Origin of the sequence: Roseovarius nanhaiticus (genome assembly GCF_900156535.1) — a bacterium.
In the GTDB taxonomy this organism is placed as follows: Bacteria; Pseudomonadota; Alphaproteobacteria; order Rhodobacterales; family Rhodobacteraceae; genus Roseovarius; species Roseovarius nanhaiticus.
In genome coordinates this window covers 150,739-171,080 of the sequence record NZ_FTNV01000003.1, presented here as the reverse complement: position 1 = coordinate 171,080, position 20,342 = coordinate 150,739, and the positions used below count along the sequence as shown (strand labels likewise).

The following is a 20,342-nucleotide window of genomic DNA, read 5'->3' as shown; positions in this document are numbered from 1 at the left end:
CTCCGATCCGAAGCCGCCCTTGCCATCAATATCTTGATCTGCTCGTCTCAGAACGGATCATCGATCCGCATCGTCACCATCATCGTGCCGCGTACGGGCTGGCCGAATTGCAGCCGCACCCAACTGCTGTCCGGGCCCTGCTTGGCCTCGTAATAGGGCGCGACATGCACCACCGCCCCGCTTGCGCTGCGTAGTGGGCCAGCGGGCACGACCGATGTGACGGTCTGCGCGAAGGCCCCGAACGGCAGGCTGATCGCAGCGTTGATCGTCCACGTGGCCTCCGCCGAGGACTGCGTGTGCTCTACCAGAAGCGGGCTGGAAACCGGATGAAAGATGTTGCCGAACGTGTTGTCAGAAAACGCGATATTCTTGATCCGGTTATAGTCCAGATCCGCGAAAGTGGTGTCCACCCGTTCAATCCGGTCAATGGGATCGTCGATGATGCGGAACGAGTTGCCACTGACGTTCATGCCATTCAGAAAATGCCCCGAGCCATGCGGCTTGACCACCAGAAACGTGAACCACGGCGCGACATTTCCCGCCAGAAACACGTTATCAACCACGTTGAGCGCGCTGAAAGAAAATTCACTGGCAAACTCCGGCTCGGCGTCGTGTTCGTTGCTCCATTCGATAAAGCAGTTATCGACATAATTCGAGCTGACAGTCGTGCGGCAGTTGGTGCGCGTCAAAACCAGACCGGCCGAGCGGGTGCCATCGTTCGAATTATCCCCCTGAAACCAGTGATTGCCCGAGATGATATTGCTCGACCCCGCCAGCAGCGCGAAATGCCGGAACCGCGTCACGCGATTGTCGCGCAGCTTGACGTCATTGGCATTGGCATTCAGTGCGATCGACGTCCTGTTGGCGACCAGTTCGGCATCCTCGTCTGACAAAAACTGACACCGGTCCACGATCATTCCCTGATCCCCGACGGATAGGCTCGAAATGCCGCGATCCTTGGGGCGCGTGAAGAAACAGTCGCGGAAGTGAAATCCGGTGCCCGCCTGCGGCAGCATCACACAGCTGCAATCGCCACCGGCCTGAAACTCGATATTGGACAGGCTGAACTTGCTGAGTTTTTCGAACCCGCTGAAATCCAGCATGTATTTGAACCGCCGAAAGGTAAAGATCTGCGTGCCCGCCGCATCGTAAAGTTGCTGGCTCAGCCGCACCTCCTGCGCCGCGATATCGACGCCCGCGACATAGACCTCGCGCCCCACGCCGTTGCCTTCGACCACGGCCCCCAGCGGAATATTTGCCACGTTCACCACGCCGGTCAGGCGCAGGCTATCGCGCACCGAATAGGTTGCGCGGGACGTAACCACCTCGTCGGCCCATTCTGCCCGATCCAGGGCCGAGAACTGGCCGTTCTTGATCAGGCGCCGCTGCGAGTAGCTGCTTTTATCCGGCACAGCGGCGGCCATGTCGATGGGGCCGGTCAGCGAGATGATGCGCCCCTGCATATCCAGCGATTCGTGCCCGACATTGTTCAACAGCGCCTGAAATGCCTTGCGAAACCCCTCCTCCTCGTCGCCAAAGGCGTCGATATACGTCGGCAGGTCGTAGTTGCGGGTCAGAGACAGGATATGTTCGCGCGCCATCTGAACCGTACCTTCAAAGCGGATCGAAGATTGCATCGTGACGCTATCGCCCAAACGATAGGTGCCGTCGGGCACCAGCACATCGCGCCCGGCTGCGGCTGCATCTGCCGCCTCGAACGCGGGGGCGTCGTCATGCACGCCGTTGCCAATGGCGCCGAAATCGCGCACATCCACAGCGTCGATGTAATCACGCAGGAAAACGCGCGTGATATCCTCGATCACCAGATCATCGATGCGCACGATGCCGCCATTGCCGCCCGTCAGGTCCAGCCCGATATGCCCATATGTCGCCGTCGGGCCCCAGACCATATCGACGCCGGGCCGCTGGCCGGTACCGACGATGGCGCTCACCTCTACGACCTCGCCATAACGCGAAAGGATTTTCTCGGGGCCCGTCTGCGTGACGCCCGGCACCTGCGCGCCGCCCGGCTGGCCCGCGCGCCCGGCGATGCGCACAGTGGGCAGATTGCCCGAAATCGCCTTGATCCGCGCACTCACGCGCAAATAGCAGCCCGGAAGGATTGGCGTCTGGCCCATATAGCGCAGGCGTTGGACCGCCTGCGCCTTTTGCAACTCCAGCGCCGCACCGAAATCTTGATCAGCCGGGACAAAAGCGGCGTTGGGCGCATTGAGGTAGGTGTCCGAGCCCGGTGTGCCATCCCCACTGGACCAGACGCCAAGACCGCCCGAAAAGCTGGGCGGCATGAAGAGGATGCCATCGGTAACTGCCTTGTTCATCTTGTTTTCCCTTTCGCATCCGGCCCCGTGCGGCACGCGGCGGATGTCACTTATGAGGCCAGACCGGGGCGCACCCGGTTGGCTGAGGGAAGTAGTGAAGATGTATTAATGTCCGCTGGCAGCACCGTGACGGTGGTGGTCGGCAACAGCGCCCGTCGGCTTGTGATCAGGCGGTGCCTTCGGTCGCGCGGCGTATATTCACCCCATTGATTTTCCAACCCTTTTCGCCTTCCTGCATCTGGTATTCCAGAATATGCAGAGCACCCTCCAGGTCGCGGACCATCACGTCTTGGTAAAGACGGCCATTCCGCTCTTCCAGTGCCAGGAAACGCAGATTGTCGGGGCGCCAGACCATCGGGTAACCACTTTTGACCATGGTCCCGAAATTCCGCGCATTGCCGAACATGCCCTGAATGGTCGGGCTGGCATAGGTGAATGCCGTGTCGAAATCATCCGCCTCGAACGCCTTGATCTGCGCCTCGATCACGGCGCGGATCGGCTCTTCCTGCGCAGCGGAGGCGCTTGGCAAACCAAAGGCGGCAGCGGCGCAAAGTGCTAAAAGCAAATGTTTCATGGCGTATCTCCCTGCACAGAAAGATACGCCGCACACCTCATTTGGCAAATGACAAAGCCGTCAGGCCTGCCCTGCCAGCTCCCGCAGCTGCGCCCAAAGCGCGTCCGGTACATCGACTTCGGCTGCCTCGGTTCGTCCCTGCCCAGGCATGCGCGCGCCCTCATTGGCCGCAACCCCCTCAGCCACACGGGCAAGGCGCGCGGCGAAATGTTCGGACATGCCAGGGTCAATGAGCAGATAGAACTGGCCTAGATCATGCGGCGCGCCCTCGGGCGTTTTCAGGGGCGCGACGTCTTGGCTGGCTAACCCGCCGGTCAAACCCGCCGCCAGCAATTCCGCCATCAGGCCAAAACCCCAGCCTTTGTAGCCGCCCATGCTGACCAGCGATCCTGCCAACGCGGCCTCGGGATCGGTCGTCGGGCGGCCGTCCTTATCGACGGCCCAGCCCTCCGGGATCGACTCGCCCGCGGCCTTGGCCATGGTGATCTTGCCCAGCGCGACGGTGGTCGTCGATTGGTCGAATTGCATGGCGACGCCGCCCTGCCCATCCGGCACCGAGAACGCGATGGGGTTGGTGCCGATCACCCGCGTTCTGCCGCCCGGAGGCGCGACGATGGGCGTTGCGTTGGTCAGTCCCAGCCCGATCAAACCCGCCCGCGCGATCTGCCCCGTGAAATAGCCCAGCGACGTGCAGGTATGCGCGTTGCACACGGCCAGCGAGGCGGTGCCGTTCTCGCGGCAGGCTGCGATGGCCTCGGGCAACGCCTTCTCGAATGCCGCCTGGGCAAACCCAAACCGCGCATCGACGCGGACCGAGCCGGGGCGGGGGCGCGTGACGTCCGGCACCGCATCACCCTTGACCCGCCCGGTCTCGAGCTGCTGGCAATAGCTTTCAAGGTAATAGAGCCCGCAGATCCGGTTACCTGTCGCTTCCGCCTCGCGGATCGCATCCGCTACGCTTGCGGCGATCCAGTCCTCGGCGCCGTGGCGCATCAGCGCGGCCTTGGACAGGGCTTCGATCTCATATGTCGCGATAACGGGCATGGCAGGCTCCTTTGACTTTGCGGCTTTTTGCGCTGTCACCCGGCCCGCGTCAATCTCGGTTCCGCTTATCCGGGCACCAGTCTGCCATGCTCCAAGCGCAAAACGCGATCCATACGCGCCGCCAGCTCGAGGTTATGGGTGGCAATCAGCGCCGATAGACCGGTATCGCGTACGAGGCCCAGCAAGGTTGCAAAGACCTGGTCCGAGGTCTCGGGATCGAGGTTGCCCGTCGGCTCATCCGCCAGCAACAGACGCGGCCGGTTCGCCAGCGCACGGCAGAAGGCGACCCGCTGCTGCTCACCACCGGACATGGCCGATGGACGATGGCCCGCGCGCGGCCCGACGCCGACATGGGTGAGCAATTCCTGCGCCCGCGCATTCGCCTCGGACCGGGCCGCACCATCGGCCAGCTGAGGCAACACGATATTCTCCAGCGCCGAAAACTCCGGCAGAAGATGATGAAACTGGTAGACGAAACCGACATCGCGCCGCCGCGCTATCGTGCGCCGCCTATCCCCGAGACCTGTCATCACCTCACCGCCGATCGACACCTGGCCCGCATCCGCCGTGTCCAAAAGCCCTGCAATATGCAAGAGCGTAGACTTGCCCGCTCCAGAGGGTGCGACCAAGGCCACGATCTCACCACGCGCCAGATCCAGATCGACGCCGCGCAGGACGGCTATTTCGGCCTCCTTGCCGCGGTTGTAGATCTTCTCGATCCCCTTGAGGCTAAGCACCGGATCACTCATAGCGCAGCGCCTCCACCGGGTTCATGCGCGCGGCGCGGCGCGCGGGAAATATGGTCACGATGAACGACAGGCCCAGCGACAGGCCGACCGCCGACATCACATCGCCGAATTGCAGCTTGGCGGGCAGATAGTAGATCCCTCGCACCGATGGATCCCAGATCTCGCCGCCCATCGCCCAATTCACGAAGGCGAAAAGCGGGTCGATATAGATTGCAAAGAGACATCCAAGTATGACCCCCATTGCTGTTCCGATAATCCCGGTGAAGGCACCGCAGATGAAAAAGACACGCAGAACAGACCCCTCGGTCAGGCCCATCGTGCGCAGGATGCCAATGTCGCGGCCCTTGTTTTTGACCAGCATGATGAGGCCGCTCGTAATGTTCATCGCCGCAATCAGAACGAGGATCGACAGGATGATGAACATCACATTGTCCTCCACCTCGAGCGCGCGCAAAAACCCGCCCGACTGATCCTGCCATGTCCAGAGCAGCGCCTTCTCGCCTGCGGCATGCATCAGCGGAACGGCAAGATCATTCACCTCTTCAGGATTCTCGACCATGACTTCCAGCTCATCCGCCGCGCCCTCCCGGTTGAAGAAGGATTGCGCCTCCTCAAACGGCATGTAGACGCGGGTGCGGTCGATATCCCAGCGTCCGGCGGTAAAGATATAGGCCACATCATAGGCATTGACGCGCGGCGTGGTGCCAAAGGCGGTCTTGACCCCGCCAGGCGAGATGATCTTGACCCTGTCGCCGATGCCTACGCCCAACTCCCGCGCCACGCCCGAGCCTATGGCGATCCCCTCGCCAAACCGCTCGATATCGCCCTGCCCCGTTTCGGGATCGGCAACGCGCGGAATACCCTTCAGATCCTCAAGACTGATGCCGAACACCTCGACGCCCGCGTTGCGATCACGCGCGTTGGCCATGACCTGCCCCTTGATCAGGGGCGCCACGCGCGTCACGCCGGGCACGGCGCGCACCCGCTCGGCCATGGCTGGGTAGTCCTCGATCAGGCGGTCGATGCGGCCCGTTACGGCGTCGACCTCACCTGCATCATAAACGGTGACATGCGCGTTCGAGCCAAGGATCGTATCGACAAACTCGGCCCGAAAGCCTGCGCGCACCGCCAAAGTGGCAATCAGCGCCAGCACGGCCAGCGTGATGCCGATCAGCGATATCCATGTCATGACGCTCACGCCGCCCTCGGCCCGCTTGGCCCGCAAATAGCGCCAGGCGATCATCCATTCAAAGGGTGCGAAGGGGGCGGATTTACCTGCCACGAGGGATACCTTTCATCAAAGTCCGCGCAACTTGCGCCGGGTGCCAAGGCGCGTCAAGCAGCGCGGGCCCGGCCCCGGCGAAAGGGCGCCCGCAAAAGCGTTAGCAGCGCAGAAAACAGGCCGAGGCCAACAAAAAACCCTACACCGGCGAACATCCCGCCTGCCGCCGTCAATGGGACGGCTGGCTGGAAATCATCCCACGCGGCCTCGGTGATCTCGGCATCGGCCTGTTTCGTCAATAGATGCGCACGGGTAAAGGGACCCGCGCCTTGCAAGCTCGCCAGATCCTCGTTGAGACGCTGGTAGCGCAAAATGACGTTTTCCATCGTCTCGGCCCGCTGCGCGCCCATTGCGCCACCCTGCGCTAAATCGTCCAGCGCCGCGTCGCGGCTGAGCCCAATCTCGGCGGCATCGGCGTCGAATTCCGCGACAAAGCGGCCAAGTTCGTCCACCGCGCCGCCCAGCCTTTGCACATATTGCTGCGAGAACTCGGGGAATTGCGACAGCCCCGCCGCCCCGGCGACTCCGCCCGCCAGCGTCAAGGCCCGCCCCAGCATGTCAGAGCGGCGAGGTCACGCGGTGGCCCGCATAGATCTGCGCCAGCCGCTCCAGCGCGGCCTCGGGCGGCATTTCCTCACTCTCGCCGGTGCGGCGGCTGGTCAGCTCGACCACGCCGTTCTTGAGGCCGCGCGGCCCGACGGTGATCCGCCAAGGCATGCCGATCAGGTCCATCGTGGCGAACTTGCCGCCCGCCCGCTCGTCGCGGTCGTCATAAAGCGGATCGAGGCCCAGCGCGACCATCCCAGCGTAGAGCGCATCGCAAGCCGCATCCGCCTCGGCATCGCCCTGCTTGAGGTTCACGATCCCCGCGTGGAAAGGCGTCACGCCCTCGGGCCAGATGATGCCCTTGTCGTCATGGCTCGCCTCGATGATCGCACCCACAAGGCGGCTCACGCCGATGCCATGGCTGCCCATGTGGACCGGGACAGATTTGCCATCCGGCCCCTGCACATTGGCACCCATCGCGTCCGAATACTTGGTCCCGAAGTAAAAGATCTGCCCCACCTCGATCCCGCGTGCGGTGCGGCGACGCTCTTCGGGGATCTCGTTGAACATCGCTTCGTCATGCGTCTCGTCGGTGCGCGCGTAGCGGCTGGTGAATTCATCCAGAACGGCGCGGCAGGCCTCGTGCGAATCGTAGTCCACCTCGCGGTCGCCAAATTTCAGATCGGTGATCTCGCTGTCGTAGAACACCTCGCTTTCGCCCGTTTCGGCCAACACCAGAAACTCATGCGTGTCGTCGCCGCCGATGGGGCCCGAATCCGCGCGCATCGGGATCGCCTGCAGGCCCATCCGCTCGTAGGTGCGCAGGTAGCTGACGAGGTGACGGTTGTAGGAATGCAACGCATCCTCACGCGTCAGATCGAAATTGTAACCGTCCTTCATGTAGAACTCGCGCCCCCGCATTACGCCAAAGCGCGGCCGGATCTCGTCGCGGAATTTCCACTGGATGTGATAGAGCGTCAGCGGCAGGTCCTTGTAGCTGCCCACATGGCTGCGGAAGATGTCGGTGATCATCTCCTCGTTGGTCGGCCCATAAAGCAGATCGCGCCCCTGCCGGTCCTTGATACGCAGCATTTCGGGCCCGTAAGCGTCATAGCGCCCGCTCTCGGTCCAGAGGTCCGCCGATTGCAGCGTCGGCATCAGCATCGGGATGTGGCCGGCGCGCACTTGTTCCTCGTGAACGATGTTTTCCAGCTTGCGCAGCACCTTGAAGCCCATCGGCAGCCAGGAATAGATTCCCGCCCCGGCCTGCTTGATCATGCCCGCGCGCAACATCAGGCGGTGCGAGACGATCTGCGCCTCGGACGGCGTCTCTTTCAGAACGGGCAGGAAGTAGCGGGACAGACGCATGGAAGTTCCTCTCGGAGGGGGTGCAGGTATCTCCCCCCGTTTATGATGCCGCGCCCGCGCGGGCAAGCACAGCATGTGTCGCGCGTTGCCCTTCACGCATGAGCGCACTTGAAAGCGCCCGCCGCTTGAGCGACATAGGACCTTATATCCAGAAAGGACGCCATGGCCCTGCCCGTCGCGACGCAGCTAAAATACTGGGGGATCGCCGCGGCGGTCTTTTTCGTGGTGCTTTGGGTGCTGGGCGATGTGATCCTGCCTTTCCTGATAGGCGCCGCGATTGCGTATTTCCTGGATCCATTGGCCGACCGCCTGCAAACACTGGGCCTCAGCCGTGCTCTTTCGGTCCTGGTCATCAGCCTGCTGAGCCTTGTGATCTTTATCGCAACGGTGCTGTTGGTCGTCCCGACACTCACCAACCAGGCGACCGCCCTTGTTGAAAGCGCGCCCGAGCTCTCGCGCAAGCTACAGGAATTCGTAACCCGCCATTTCCCCGATGTCGCCGATGCCGACAGCGCCCTGCGCCAGTCGCTGACCGCCATCGGCGAGACGATCAAGGAGCGCGGCGGCCAGTTGCTGGAAACGCTGCTCGGCTCCGTCTCCTCGCTGATCAGCATCGCGGTGCTTTTCGTCGTGGTGCCTGTGGTCGCGGTCTATCTGCTGTACGATTGGGACCGCATGGTTGCGCGCATCGACGACCTGCTCCCGCGCGAGCATGCGCCGACAATCCGCTATCTCGCGGGCGAAATCGACAAGACGATGTCTGGCTTCATCCGCGGCATGGGCACCGTCTGCCTGATATTAGGCACCTATTACGCCGTCGCGCTGATGCTGGCGGGCCTGCAATTCGGCCTCGTCGTCGGCTTTGCGGCAGGACTTTTGACGTTTATACCCTATGTCGGCGCACTGGTGGGGGGCGTGCTGGCCATCGGTCTCGCGCTATTCCAATTCTGGGGAGATTGGCTGCAAATCGGCCTCGTCGCAGCGATCTTTGTGCTGGGCCAGACGATCGAAGGCAACGTCCTGACCCCCAAGCTGGTCGGAAGCTCGATCGGCTTGCACCCGGTCTGGCTCATTTTCGCATTGTCGGTTTTCGGCGCACTTTTCGGCTTTGTCGGCATGTTGATCGCAGTGCCGGTTGCCGCGGCCATCGGCGTGCTCGCACGGTTTGCCATTGACCAGTACAAGCACAGCCAGCTCTACCGCGGAACCACCGGCCAAGACGGGCACTGATGGCGCGCCGTCCCGTCGCCCCACCTCGGCAACTCAGTCTGGATCTCGTCTCGATGCCAGCGCAGGGTCGGGATGACTTTTACGTCTCCTCGGCCAATGCCACCGCCGTCGCCCTGATCGAAGGGTGGGAGGATTGGCCCGCGCGAAAGCTGGCGCTGAACGGGCCGCCCGGCTCGGGCAAGACGCATCTTGTGCATGTCTGGCGCGATCTGTCCGGGGCACGCATCCTGCCCGCGCGCGACCTGGCCGGCGCGGATATCCCCGCGCTCGCTGCGGGTCACGTCGCCATCGAAGGCGCCGATACCATCGCAGGGGACCGCGCCGCCGAAGAGGCCTTTTTCCATCTGCACAACCTGACCCTGGCCGAGGGCAATTCGCTGCTGATCACGGCGCGCGCGGCGCCCAATCACTGGCCACTCATCCTGGCCGATCTGGCCAGCCGCATGCAGGCGACGCCTACCTGTACGCTCAAGGACCCCGATGACGAACTTCTGGCCGCCGTGCTGATGAAGCAGATGGGCGATCGGCAGATCCTGCCCACCCCCGGCACGATCCCCTATCTTGTGCGCCGCATGCCGCGCGCGTTCGGCGATGCCAGCCGAGTGGTCGAGGCAATAGACCGCCTCGCACTCGAACGGCGCCGCCCCGTCACACGCGCCCTCGCCGCCGAGGCGCTGGACAAGCTGGGCCTCTGACGCCAGACTTGGGACGCACGCGCACCGAAGCGCAAACCGTCACACTCCCGTCATTTCAGGACGTTATCCCGCACATCATGAGCATCGCCGACTTCCTTGCCTCTCCTTTCCCGCCCGCCGAGCAGCTGCCCGATCTCGACCCCAATGGGCCGGGCCGCTTCTACAATCGCGAGCTGAGCTGGCTGGGCTTCAACTGGCGCGTGCTGGAAGAGGCGCAAAACCTGCGCGTGCCGCTGCTGGAACGCCTGCGCTTTCTGTCGATTTCGGCCACCAACCTAGATGAGTTCTACAATGTCCGCGTTGCCGGCCTGCGAGAGCTGGCCCGCGCAGGCAACACAACGCCGGCCGCCGACGGCCTCACCCCGGCCGAGCAACTGGTGCTGATCAACGAGAACGCCCGCCGTCTCTTGGGCGTGCAGCAACAGACATTTCAACAGCTGCGCGACGAGCTGGGAACGCAGGATATCACCATTCTGCGCCAGGACGATCTGAGCGAGGACGATCTGAGCTATCTGGCGGACGTCTTCCTGAACAAGGTCTTTCCGGTCCTGTCGCCCCTCGCCATTGATCCTGCGCACCCGTTTCCGTTCATCCCGAACCTCGGCTATTCACTGGCCCTCAACCTAACGCGCGTCCGCGACAAGAGGCCCTTGCAGGCGCTTTTGCCCATTCCGCAGCAGATCGACCGCTTTGTTGCCCTGCCTGCGCCCGATGGCGCGCATCGCTTCCTGCCGCTCGAGGAGCTTCTCCTTCTGCACCTGCCCAGCCTGTTTCCAGGCTATAAATACAAGGGCCATTGCGCCTTCCGCGTCCTGCGCGACAGCGATCTGGAGGTCGAGGAAGAGGCAGAAGATCTGGTGCGCGAGTTCGAGGTTGCGCTGAAACGCCGTCGCCGCGGCGAAGTCGTCCGCATGAACATTACCCGCGACGCGCCCGGTGCGCTGCGCCAACTCGTCATGGACGAGCTGCACGTGACCGCCGATGAGGTGGTCGAGGTGGACGGCATGATCGGCCTCGCCGATCTCAAGGAATTGGTGCTGGACGCGCGGCCCGACCTTCTTTGGCCCAGCTTTTCGCCCCGCGTGCCCGAGCGTGTTCAGGATTTCGACGGCGATATGTTCGCCGCGATCCGGCAAAAGGATATGCTGCTGCACCACCCCTACGAGACTTTCGACATGGTCATTCGTTTTCTCGCGCAGGCGGCGAACGATCCTGACGTGGTCGCGATCAAGCAGACGCTCTACCGCACGTCGAACCTCTCGCCCATTGTCGAGGCGCTGTGCGAGGCGGCCGAGAACGGCAAATCCGTCACCGCCCTGGTCGAGCTGAAGGCCCGCTTTGACGAGGCCGCGAATATCCGCCAATCCCGGCGGCTGGAGCGCGCCGGCGCGCATGTCGTCTACGGCTTTCTCGATCTCAAGACGCATGCCAAGATCAGCACCGTCGTGCGCCGCGAGGGCGACAATCTGGTGACCTATACCCATTACGGAACCGGCAATTATCACCCGATAACGGCCCGTATCTATACGGATCTTTCTTTTTTTACTTGCAACACCGCACTGGGCCGCGATGCGACCAAAGTCTTCAATTACCTCTCGGGCTATGCGCAGCCCGATCAACTCGAAAATCTAGCCATCTCCCCCATCTCGCTCAAGCCGCGCCTGCTGGAGATGATCGCAGCCGAAATCACGCATGCCGAGGCGGGACGTCCCGCCGAAATCTGGGCCAAGATGAACGCTTTGATCGAGCCTGATATCATCGACGCCCTCTACCACGCCAGCCAGGCAGGCGTGCGCATCAGTCTTGTCGTGCGCGGTATTTGCGGGCTGCGTCCCGGCGTCAAAGGGATGAGCGACAATATCCGCGTCAAATCCATCGTCGGACGGTTTTTGGAACACAGCCGCATAGTCTGCTTTGGCAACGGCCATGGCCTGCCGCACAAGAAGGCGCGCGTCTTCATCTCTTCCGCCGACTGGATGAGCCGGAGCATGAACCGCCGGGTCGAGACGCTGATCGAGATCGACAACCCTACCGTCAAGGCGCAGATCACCAGCCAGGTCATGGCCGCGAACATGGCCGATACCGCCCAAAGCTGGGTGATGGCACCCGATGGCAGCTTTGCCCGTGCCGCCCCGCCAGAGGGCGAATTCGCATTCAACTGCCATCGGTTTTTCATGGAAAACCCGTCACTCTCGGGTCGCGGCTCCGCCGGTGCGGCAGATGTGCCGCAACTGACCCACGCCGAGGATTGATGCGGACCGTGCCGTGTCATCCGTTGACGGCATGCGCACATGCGCTTCATAACGCGGGCACAAGATGCAAAGGCCGGTGAGACAATGAGCACAGCGCAAAGCACAGGCACGGGCAAAGGCACCAAAAAATCCGACGGCAACCGCAATGACAAGGCAGCCCGCACCAGCGGCAACGCCGCAGGTGCGCTGACACCTTTCGGCCGTGCACTCTTTGACAAGCCATCGGCGCGGGCGTTGAAACGGGTCGGCGTGGTCGATGTGGGCTCGAACTCGGTCCGCATGGTGGTCTTTGACGGCGCGGCGCGCAGTCCGGCGTATTTCTTCAACGAAAAAATCATGTGCGGCCTCGGCGCCGGCATGTCCGAAACGGGCCGCCTCAACCCCGAGGGGCGCGTGCGCGCGCTCAGCGCGCTGCGCCGCTTCGCGCATCTGGCCAAAGCCATGGAAACCGGGCCGCTGACCTGCGTGGCGACTGCCGCAGTGCGCGAGGCAATCGACGGCGATGATTTCCACCGCGAGGTGCTGGAGCAAACCGGCCTGACCCTCTGGGTCATCGACGGGCGCGAAGAGGCACGGCTCTCGGCGCAGGGTGTGCTGCTGGGCTGGCCCGGCGCTTACGGGCTGGTCTGCGATATCGGCGGCTCCTCGATGGAACTGGCCGAGATCAATGGCGGCACCGTGGGCCGGCGTGTCTCCTCACAGCTCGGCCCGCTCAAGCTGCGCGACATGAAGGGCGGCCGCAAAGCGCGGCGGGCCTACATTTCTGAAACGATCGAGGCCATGACCGCCGAACTGGGCGAGCAGAAAAACCGGCTCTTCCTTGTCGGGGGCTCGTGGCGGGCAATCGCGCGGATCGACATGGAGCGGCGCAGTTATCCGCTGCACGTGCTGCACGAATACCGCATGCGCGCCGCATCGGTGCGCGACACGCTGGCCTATATTCAGGCCTCCGGCGATCTCGAGGCACTGCGCCATCGCGCCGGTGTCTCCTCCGCCCGGATGTCACTGGTGCCGCAAGCCGCCGAGGTGCTGCGCGAGGTCGTCCGCATCTTCAAGCCGCACGATATCGCCGTCTCCAGCTATGGCATCCGCGAAGGCATGCTCTACGAGCAGATGCCCCAGCAACTGCGCGATCGCGACCCCCTGATCGAGGCCTGCCGCTTTACCGAGGCCAAGGATGCCCGCGTGCCCGGCTTTGGCAAGGTGCTTTATCATTTCATCATGCCGCTTTTCAAAACGGCCAAGCCAGAGCGGGTGCGCCTGATCAAGGCGGCCTGCCTTTTGCATGACGTCAACTGGCGCGCGCATCCCGATTACCGCGCGGACATCTGCTTTGACACGGCCACACGAGCCAACCTGGGCGGGCTGAAACATTCCGAGCGGATCTTTCTGGGCCTCGCCCTGTTACACCGCTACTCCAATTCCACAGGCCATACGCGGTTCGAGCAGGTCAGCCGCCTCATAGATGATCAACTGCGCCGCGACGCCGAGATCCTCGGCAAGGCGATGCGCTTTGGCGCAATGCTCTGGCTCCAACGCGAGGCCCAGCCCGGCGCGCTGCACTTTTATCCGAAAAAGAAGGTGCTCGAGCTTCGCCTTGCTGCCGAGACACGCGCGCTTTTTGGTGAGGTCGCGCAGGCACGTCTCGCATCGCTCGCTAATTCTCTGGGTGCTACGATCGAGATCGCCGAGATGGACGCGGGCAAGGGTTAACGCCCCTTTCCCTCATCCCAGTCCGAGGTCGGATCGCGGCCCCCTAAATTTCGATGTCGCCTTCGGGCGCGGCATCGCCCAATTCTGGCCGCTCTGGGGCGGGCGGCAAAGGCTCTTTGCGGCGGATGATGATATCCCCATTCGGCAGCTGCTCAGGCGCCTCATAAACGCTCAAATCCTCGACATCCTTTAAGATTTCCGCCAGCGCCGGTCCCATTTCTTCGGCAAAGCCGCGCAATTGCGGCCCGAGGCGATCCGCCATCTCGCGCATACCCTCCAGCGCCGGCTCTGCTTCTTGCATCAAACCCTCGAAGAACATGCGCGCGCCATCCTCGATCAGCGACAGGCCGTCCTTGGACGGTGCCTCCGTGTCTTGCGCGGAGGCAGGCATCGCAAGGGCAAAAGCGAGGACGAGCGGAAGTGCGAGTTTTTTCATGAAACCAATATAGCGCAGCGCCAAAACAAATTTAAGCCCCCAGCGAAAGCGCGCGGCTCAGGCGCCCCGCTCGGCCTGGATCTGGTCCCAAGCGCGATTGATGTCGGTCATACGCTTCTCGGCGAGGCGCATCGCCTCTTTCGGCACGCCGCGTGCGACCATCCGGTCGGGATGCGACGCACGGACCATTTCGCGGTGGCGTTTCCGTAGAACATCCAGACTGTCATCCGGCGACGCACCCAGAACCTGATAGGGATCAGGCTCCGCATCCGGCACGAACCGACAGCGCATCTGCCGAAATTCCGGCTCCGGCACTTCGAATATCTCTGCCACCCTTTCAAGAAACAGATTCTCGTCCGGATGATACTTTCCGTCCGCCATGGCGATATGAAACAGCCCCTCCAGAAGGTCACTCAGCGCACCGGTCTGATCGCCGAACATCGCCTTGATGCGCGCGGCATATTCCTCGAACCCCGCCACGTCCTGCCGGGCCAGGTTGAACACGCGCGCCGCGCCCGCTTCGTCATCCTGCGCGATCTGGAACACCTCGCGAAAGGCCGACACCTCGCCGCGCGTCACCTGCCCGTCCGCCTTGGCCATCTTTGCGCCCAGCGCAATTACGGCAATGGCGAAGGCCACGCGCCGCTCAGGCGGGGTGCGAAGCCGCTCGAACACATGGCTCAAACCCTCGCCACTGGCGAGGGCCGACACGGCTTCGGTTATGCGGGTCCAGAGCGACATGGCGTGATCCTACTGAGTTTACCGGTCGGTGCCAGCGCGATAGGGCGAACCGCGCGTAAAAATCAGCTCAGAGGATCTTCTGCAAGAGCACCAGATCCATCCAGCGCCTGAATTTCCGGCCCACCTGCGGCATGCGCCCCACCTCGTCAAACCCGAGCGCGCGGTGAAAGGCGATCCCGCGGGAATTCTCGCCGGTCACGCCCGCGACCAGAACATGCACGCCAGCCGCGCGCGCATGATCCTCGATCGCGCGCATCAAAAGGCGCCCGGCCCCGCGCCCCTGCGCCTGCGGCGCCAAGACCACCGTATGCTCGGCCGAATGGGCGTAGCCGGGCCCCTTGCGAAAGGCGAACCACGTCGCCAGACCGATCACGGCGCCCGCCTCCTCGGCCACCAAAAAGGCGCGACCCTCGGCAGCGCAAGCCGCCAGCTCGTCCTCCAGCATTGCCTCGGTTTTCTCAATGGTTGTGAAGGTAATCGATGTCTCGCGGATCTGAGGATTCCAGATGCCCATCATCGGGGCGATATCGCCCCGCTCCGCATCCCGGACAATCATCCCAGAAACCGGCATCCGCCCGGTGTGTTGAACTCAGCTCGCAGGCCTATTGTTCCGGTCTCGAACACCACGCGCCGATCGCCCAAGGAGGTCGATAGCAGCGCCTCAAGCGCCTGCGCCTCGGGATGGGTCACGATCAGTCGCCGCAGAGAGATACCGTGATCCGGCAGGCTCGCCGCCGGATGCGCGGCGCAATCCCAAGTAATGACCGCTGGATGGCACCCGCCAAAGGGCAATTGCCCATCCTCGGGCACCGCCATACGCCAGGCCAGATCGCCGCGCGACAGCGCCACTTCGCGCCCCATCCCCGGCAGCGCGGCCCGCGCTGCGTCCAGGTCATCGGTGCGGCAAATCCAGTTTGCAATACGCGGCGGTCCGGCAAAGCGATCGAGATCGAACCAGCGTGCGTCTTCAGGCGCTGGAGCCTGTGGGGCGACCGCGATCACCTCAAGATACAGGCCATCCGCCAGACCCAACAGCCGGTTATGGGTGCCAAATCGGGCATGCCGTCCGCCCGCCACGGTCGGCGCGCCGATCATGGCCTCCAGCCACGTTGTCCCGTCCTCCAGGGTTTCGGCGGCAATGGCGAGATGGTCGAGTTCGAACAAGGGCGCAGCCTTTCGTTTGCAGCGTGATCGGCGCCGGACCTTAAACGCACCCGGAGCCCAAGTGCAATCCCGCGCAATCTCGGTCATTTCGCCCGGTGCATTTACCGCTCGCAAAACCGCTTTTCCGCCTTGACGGGCGCGCGCCGCTGCCTTAGCCACGCGCCCAAGGCGTGGTAGCTCAGGGGTTAGAGCAAACGACTCATAATCGTTAGGTCGGTGGTTCAAATCCACCTCACGCCACCAAAATTCAATTTGCGAAGCAAGTGAATTCCGCACTCTCAAGATCCGTGCGAAGGCAGCAGGCCTGCCCTTCACGAAATGTTTTGAGCGAGCGGCTATCGTGTTGGCGGCGCGCCTCCGCAAGGGGCCCCCTATCGGCCATCGGCGCAGCCGCACCCTGGCGGACAAAATCGCCAACGCATGTGCACACCCGTAAGCCCGGTGAAAGCGCGCCGGATATCGCTCCGGCGCGCTATTGCAATCGGGCCTACCCCTTCGCCTCTTGGATCATGCGCAGGATATCCTGCGCCGCGTCCGGAATGTTCGTGCCCGGCCCGAAGATTGCCTTGACCCCTGCCTTTTTCAGGAAGTCATAATCCGCCTGCGGAATCACCCCGCCGCAGATCACCAGGATCTCGCCTGCGCCCTGCGCGCGCAGCGCCTCTACCAGCTTCGGTGCCAGGTGCTTGTGCCCCGCCGCCTGGCTGCTGATCCCGACCACGTGCACGTCGTTGTCGATGGCGTCCTGCGCCGCCTCTTCCGGAGTCTGGAACAGCGGGCCGACATCCACGTCAAAGCCGATATCTGCAAAAGCAGTTGCGATTACCTTGGCGCCGCGATCATGGCCGTCCTGGCCCATCTTGACCACCAGCATACGAGGGCGGCGACCCTCCTCTTCGGCAAACGCCTCTACCGACTTTTGGATGGCGGCAAAGCCTTCGTCGCCCTCATAGGCGGCGCCATACACACCGGCAAGCGTCTTCACCTCGGCGCGGTGGCGCCCGAATACCTTCTCCATCGCCATGGAAATCTCTCCTACGGTTGCACGGGCGCGCGCGGCCTCGACCGCCGCCTCCAGAAGGTTGCCGCCTTCGCGCGCACGGCGTTCGACCTCGGCCAGCGCGGCGTCACAGGCGTCCTGATCGCGGCTGGCGCGGATCCGCTCCAGCCCCGCAATCTGGCTGTCACGCACTTTGGAATTGTCGATATCCAATAGATCGATGGGGTCTTCCTTGTCGCGGCGATATTTGTTCACGCCCACGATCACCTCGGTGCCGCGGTCGATCATCGCCTGGCGCGTCGCGGCCGATTCCTCGATCCGCAGCTTGGGCATGCCACTGGCCACGGCCTTTGTCATGCCGCCCATCTCCTCGACCTCCTCCATCAACTCCCAGGCTTTCTCGGCCAACTCGGCCGTGAGGCTCTCGACGTAATAGCTGCCGGCGAGCGGATCGACGACGGCGCTGACTCCGGTCTCTTCCTGCAGAATCAGCTGGGTATTGCGGGCGATGCGGGCACTGAAATCGGTGGGCAGGGCCATCGCCTCGTCAAGCGCATTGGTATGAAGCGACTGCGTGCCGCCCAAAACAGCACTCATCGCCTCATAGGCGGTTCGGATGACGTTGTTGTAGGGATCCTGCTCCTGCAAACTCACGCCGCTGGTCTGGCAGTGCGTGCGCAACATTTTCGATCGGTCGTTCTGCGCGCCGAACTCGGTCATGATGCGATGCCAAAGCAGACGAGCGGCCCGCAGTTTGGCCGCCTCCATGAAGAAATTCATGCCTATCGCAAAGAAAAAGCTAAGCCGTCCTGCAAATTTGTCGACATCCATACCCGCCTCGATGGCGGCCCGTACGTATTCACGCCCATCGGCCAGCGTATAGGCAAGCTCCTGCACCAAGTTCGCGCCGGCCTCCTGCATGTGATAGCCGGAGATCGAGATCGAGTTGAATTTCGGCATGCCGCCGGACGTGTATTCGATGATGTCCGAGATGATCCGCATGCTTGGCTCGGGTGGATAGACATAGGTGTTGCGCACCATGAATTCCTTGAGAATGTCATTCTGGATCGTGCCCGACAGGACCGACTTGTCGTGTCCCTGCTCTTCGCCCGCGACGATAAAACTGGCCAGGATCGGGATCACTGCGCCGTTCATCGTCATTGACACGCTGACCTGATCCAGCGGGATCTGGTCAAAAAGAACCTTCATGTCCTCGACCGAGTCGATGGCAACCCCTGCCTTGCCCACATCGCCCTCGACACGCGGATGATCGCTGTCATAGCCGCGATGCGTGGCCAGATCGAAGGCGACGCTGACGCCCTGCTGCCCCGCCGCCAGGTTGCGCCGATAAAAGGCGTTCGACTCTTCCGCTGTAGAGAAACCTGCATATTGCCGGATGGTCCAGCGGCGCCCGGCATACATGGTGGCCTTGACCCCTCGGGTGAAGGGAGGCGCGCCAGGGATGCCGCCCATATGCGCCAGCCCTTCGGTGTCTTCGGCGGTATAGAGCGGCTTGACGTCGATGCCCTCGATCGTGTGCCAGGTCAGATCCTCCAGCGGGCGGCCCTTCAGCTCAGCTTCGGCCAGCTTGCGCCAATCGTCTCGCACCTTCTTGGTCATGGTCTCGTCCTCTTGTCTCGGCATGGATCGGCGGCGTTGGCCCCACCTGATCCATATCCGGTTCCTCTGTCAAAGTGGCAAATCCGTCCGCGCCTGCGCGCAGCCAGAACAAATCGTCGTGATAGGCCTCGCGAAGCGCCGCGCGTTCTTCGCGGGTAAAGGGCTGCCATGGGCCATCCCCGTCCGGCAGCAGCGCCGGATCCCCGCCCCGATCGTGGATCACCTGCCGCAGCGCGGGCAGCTCCGGCGCACGATTCAGCCATTCTCGCGCGGCGGTCTTTGGCGGCGTGGGCAGGCGCGCCATTGCCTGCAGACGCGCTTCGGGGCGCGAGGCAAAAACCTCGTGTGGCATCACCTGGATCTCTACCCCCGGCAGCGCGCAGGCCAGGTCGCAGATCACGTCGCGCCAAGTGCGCGGATCGGCGGCGATCTGCGTCAGCCGAACGCGCGAAGGCACCCGCGCCCCGCGCGCGACGGCGTAGGCGATACATGACGCCCACCACGCATCTTGCGCGCGCACCGACAGCACAACGCGCGTGATCCGACCGCCGAAGCCTGCGGCATAGCGCGCCATCCGCTCGCCGGCGGCGGGATATAGGCGTTGCGCCCGCAAAATACTGCGCGGCGTGCCGATCATGTTCTCGTCCGTCACGATCAGCCGCTCGATGCCCGCCATCTCGATATCGGCAAGTGCCAGCGCGATGCGTCCCCGCGCGCGCTGCATCTGCGCCGCATAACTCACCAAGCCGGGCCTGGGCAGCACCCCTTCGAGCAGCCCATTGCGCGTCTGGGGCGGCCCCCAGACCCCGACACCGCCCGCGGCAAGACGCGCACCATTCTTGCGAAGGTAGTGCTGAAAACTGGTCGACGCGCTGCGATGCGCCCCGAGATGCAGGATGATCTCCATGTAATGGCCCGCCCTTGGCTGCGGCGCCGCGCCGGGATGGACGGCTGCCGGATATGCCATCTTTGCTAGGGACGAATGTTGACGATGGGATTAACGGAAAAATTAGCGCGATGCATGGCATTTTGCGCATCGCAATCGGCCGTGACCCGCTTATATCATGATTCATAGGAGAGCCGATGAAACTGATACCTACCCTTGTTTTTGCTGGCCTTTTGGCCGCCCCGCTGAGCGCGCAGACTGCGCCCGCGATCGATGATGTTCCGGCACCGGACAGCATCGTGATCGAGGGCACCGATGTGGATTTGAAACAATTTCGTTGGAAAAAGAGGCCGCTCGTTGTCTTTGCCGACAGTCCGAACGATCCGCAATTCATACGCCAGATGGAACTGTTGACCAACGAGCTGCCCAGATTGATCGAACGCGACGTCGTGATCTTGACCGATACCGACCCGGAGGGCGACAGCGCATTGCGGCAGCAGCTGCGCCCGCGTGGCTTCATGCTGGCGCTGATCGTGAAGGACGGCACGATATACCTGCGCAAGCCGGTGCCATGGGACGTGCGCGAAATCACCCGCACCATCGACAAATTGCCGATGCGTGAGCGCGAGATCGAAGAGAGGCGCGGCCTGCCGGACTGAAGGCGAGCGTCGGACCATAGCTTTGACGCTGGATCATACGCGCG

The 20,342-nt window shown here is 63.1% G+C and carries 18 protein-coding genes and 1 tRNA gene; 6 read left to right on the top strand and 13 right to left on the bottom strand.

All coding sequences use genetic code 11. The features are described from left to right. Window positions 1–47 precede the first annotated feature (47 nt). The 7 genes from BW975_RS13960 to proS form a co-directional block, all read right to left on the bottom strand. On the bottom strand, window positions 48–2,339 hold the full coding sequence (locus BW975_RS13960) for a hypothetical protein (protein WP_076534942.1): 2,292 nt from the start codon (window positions 2,337–2,339) through the stop codon (window positions 48–50). Window positions 2,340–2,505: 166 nt separating this feature from the next. Then, window positions 2,506–2,913 carry a DUF4864 domain-containing protein gene (locus BW975_RS13955; protein ID WP_076534941.1) on the bottom strand — a complete coding sequence of 136 codons (408 nt, stop codon included), beginning with the start codon at window positions 2,911–2,913 and terminating at the stop codon, window positions 2,506–2,508. Window positions 2,914–2,973: 60 nt separating this feature from the next. Further along, window positions 2,974–3,957, bottom strand: coding sequence for an Ldh family oxidoreductase (locus tag BW975_RS13950; protein ID WP_076534940.1), 984 nt, complete (start codon window positions 3,955–3,957; stop codon window positions 2,974–2,976). Window positions 3,958–4,022: 65 nt separating this feature from the next. Continuing rightward, a complete protein-coding gene (locus tag BW975_RS13945) occupies window positions 4,023–4,706 on the bottom strand; it encodes an ABC transporter ATP-binding protein (protein ID WP_076534939.1) in 684 nt (227 codons plus the stop codon). Next, complete coding sequence (locus BW975_RS13940) at window positions 4,699–5,949, bottom strand: lipoprotein-releasing ABC transporter permease subunit (protein WP_076535247.1); 1,251 nt, start codon at window positions 5,947–5,949, stop codon at window positions 4,699–4,701. Before BW975_RS13940 ends, BW975_RS13945 begins: the two co-directional genes overlap by 8 nt. 92 nt (window positions 5,950–6,041) lie before the next feature. Then, the gene (locus tag BW975_RS13935) at window positions 6,042–6,545 is read right to left on the bottom strand and encodes a DUF2937 family protein (RefSeq protein ID WP_076534938.1); all 504 of its coding nucleotides are present in this window, start codon (window positions 6,543–6,545) and stop codon (window positions 6,042–6,044) included. Between the two features lies 1 nt (window position 6,546). Further along, on the bottom strand, window positions 6,547–7,902 hold the full coding sequence (proS, locus tag BW975_RS13930; RefSeq protein ID WP_076534937.1) for a proline--tRNA ligase: 1,356 nt from the start codon (window positions 7,900–7,902) through the stop codon (window positions 6,547–6,549). A gap of 162 nt (window positions 7,903–8,064) precedes the next feature. On the opposite strand from proS, the gene BW975_RS13925 reads away from it, so the two are divergent. The 4 genes from BW975_RS13925 to BW975_RS13910 all read left to right on the top strand — a co-directional run bounded on the left by BW975_RS13925 (window position 8,065) and on the right by BW975_RS13910 (window position 13,792). After that, a complete protein-coding gene (locus BW975_RS13925; RefSeq protein WP_076534936.1) occupies window positions 8,065–9,132 on the top strand; it encodes an AI-2E family transporter in 1,068 nt (355 codons plus the stop codon). After that, window positions 9,132–9,827, top strand: a complete 696-nt coding sequence (locus BW975_RS13920; RefSeq protein ID WP_076534935.1) for a P-loop NTPase family protein — start codon at window positions 9,132–9,134, stop codon at window positions 9,825–9,827. The genes BW975_RS13925 and BW975_RS13920 overlap by 1 nt, the downstream gene beginning before the upstream one ends. Before the next feature lie 77 nt (window positions 9,828–9,904). Then, on the top strand, window positions 9,905–12,079 hold the full coding sequence (locus BW975_RS13915; RefSeq protein WP_076534934.1) for an RNA degradosome polyphosphate kinase: 2,175 nt from the start codon (window positions 9,905–9,907) through the stop codon (window positions 12,077–12,079). Window positions 12,080–12,163: 84 nt separating this feature from the next. After that, complete coding sequence (locus tag BW975_RS13910) at window positions 12,164–13,792, top strand: Ppx/GppA family phosphatase (protein ID WP_083687121.1); 1,629 nt, start codon at window positions 12,164–12,166, stop codon at window positions 13,790–13,792. Between the two features lie 43 nt (window positions 13,793–13,835). On the opposite strand, the gene BW975_RS13905 is transcribed toward BW975_RS13910, so the two are convergent. The 4 genes from BW975_RS13905 to BW975_RS13890 form a co-directional block, all read right to left on the bottom strand. Further along, on the bottom strand, window positions 13,836–14,228 hold the full coding sequence (locus BW975_RS13905) for a hypothetical protein (protein ID WP_076535245.1): 393 nt from the start codon (window positions 14,226–14,228) through the stop codon (window positions 13,836–13,838). A 57-nt stretch (window positions 14,229–14,285) separates the two neighbouring features. Beyond that, a complete protein-coding gene (locus tag BW975_RS13900; RefSeq protein ID WP_076534933.1) occupies window positions 14,286–14,969 on the bottom strand; it encodes a molecular chaperone DjiA in 684 nt (227 codons plus the stop codon). A 67-nt stretch (window positions 14,970–15,036) separates the two neighbouring features. Next, the gene (locus BW975_RS13895) at window positions 15,037–15,525 is read right to left on the bottom strand and encodes a GNAT family N-acetyltransferase (protein ID WP_076534932.1); all 489 of its coding nucleotides are present in this window, start codon (window positions 15,523–15,525) and stop codon (window positions 15,037–15,039) included. Next, the gene (locus tag BW975_RS13890) at window positions 15,522–16,133 is read right to left on the bottom strand and encodes a VOC family protein (protein ID WP_076534931.1); all 612 of its coding nucleotides are present in this window, start codon (window positions 16,131–16,133) and stop codon (window positions 15,522–15,524) included. Before BW975_RS13890 ends, BW975_RS13895 begins: the two co-directional genes overlap by 4 nt. 167 nt (window positions 16,134–16,300) lie before the next feature. On the opposite strand from BW975_RS13890, the gene BW975_RS13885 reads away from it, so the two are divergent. Beyond that, window positions 16,301–16,376, top strand: a tRNA-Met gene (locus tag BW975_RS13885). A gap of 244 nt (window positions 16,377–16,620) precedes the next feature. On the opposite strand, the gene scpA is transcribed toward BW975_RS13885, so the two are convergent. Then, window positions 16,621–18,753: a methylmalonyl-CoA mutase gene (gene scpA / locus BW975_RS13880; protein ID WP_076534930.1), complete on the bottom strand. Its 2,133-nt coding sequence runs from the start codon at window positions 18,751–18,753 to the stop codon at window positions 16,621–16,623. Then, window positions 18,707–19,720 (bottom strand): hypothetical protein, encoded by a 1,014-nt coding sequence (locus tag BW975_RS13875; RefSeq protein WP_244512586.1) that lies wholly within the window; start codon window positions 19,718–19,720, stop codon window positions 18,707–18,709. Before BW975_RS13875 ends, scpA begins: the two co-directional genes overlap by 47 nt. A 116-nt stretch (window positions 19,721–19,836) precedes the next feature. Here BW975_RS13875 and BW975_RS13870 point away from each other — a divergent pair, with 116 nt between their 5' ends. Next, window positions 19,837–20,298 carry a DUF4174 domain-containing protein gene (locus tag BW975_RS13870; protein WP_076534928.1) on the top strand — a complete coding sequence of 154 codons (462 nt, stop codon included), beginning with the start codon at window positions 19,837–19,839 and terminating at the stop codon, window positions 20,296–20,298. Window positions 20,299–20,342: the final 44 nt, after the last annotated feature.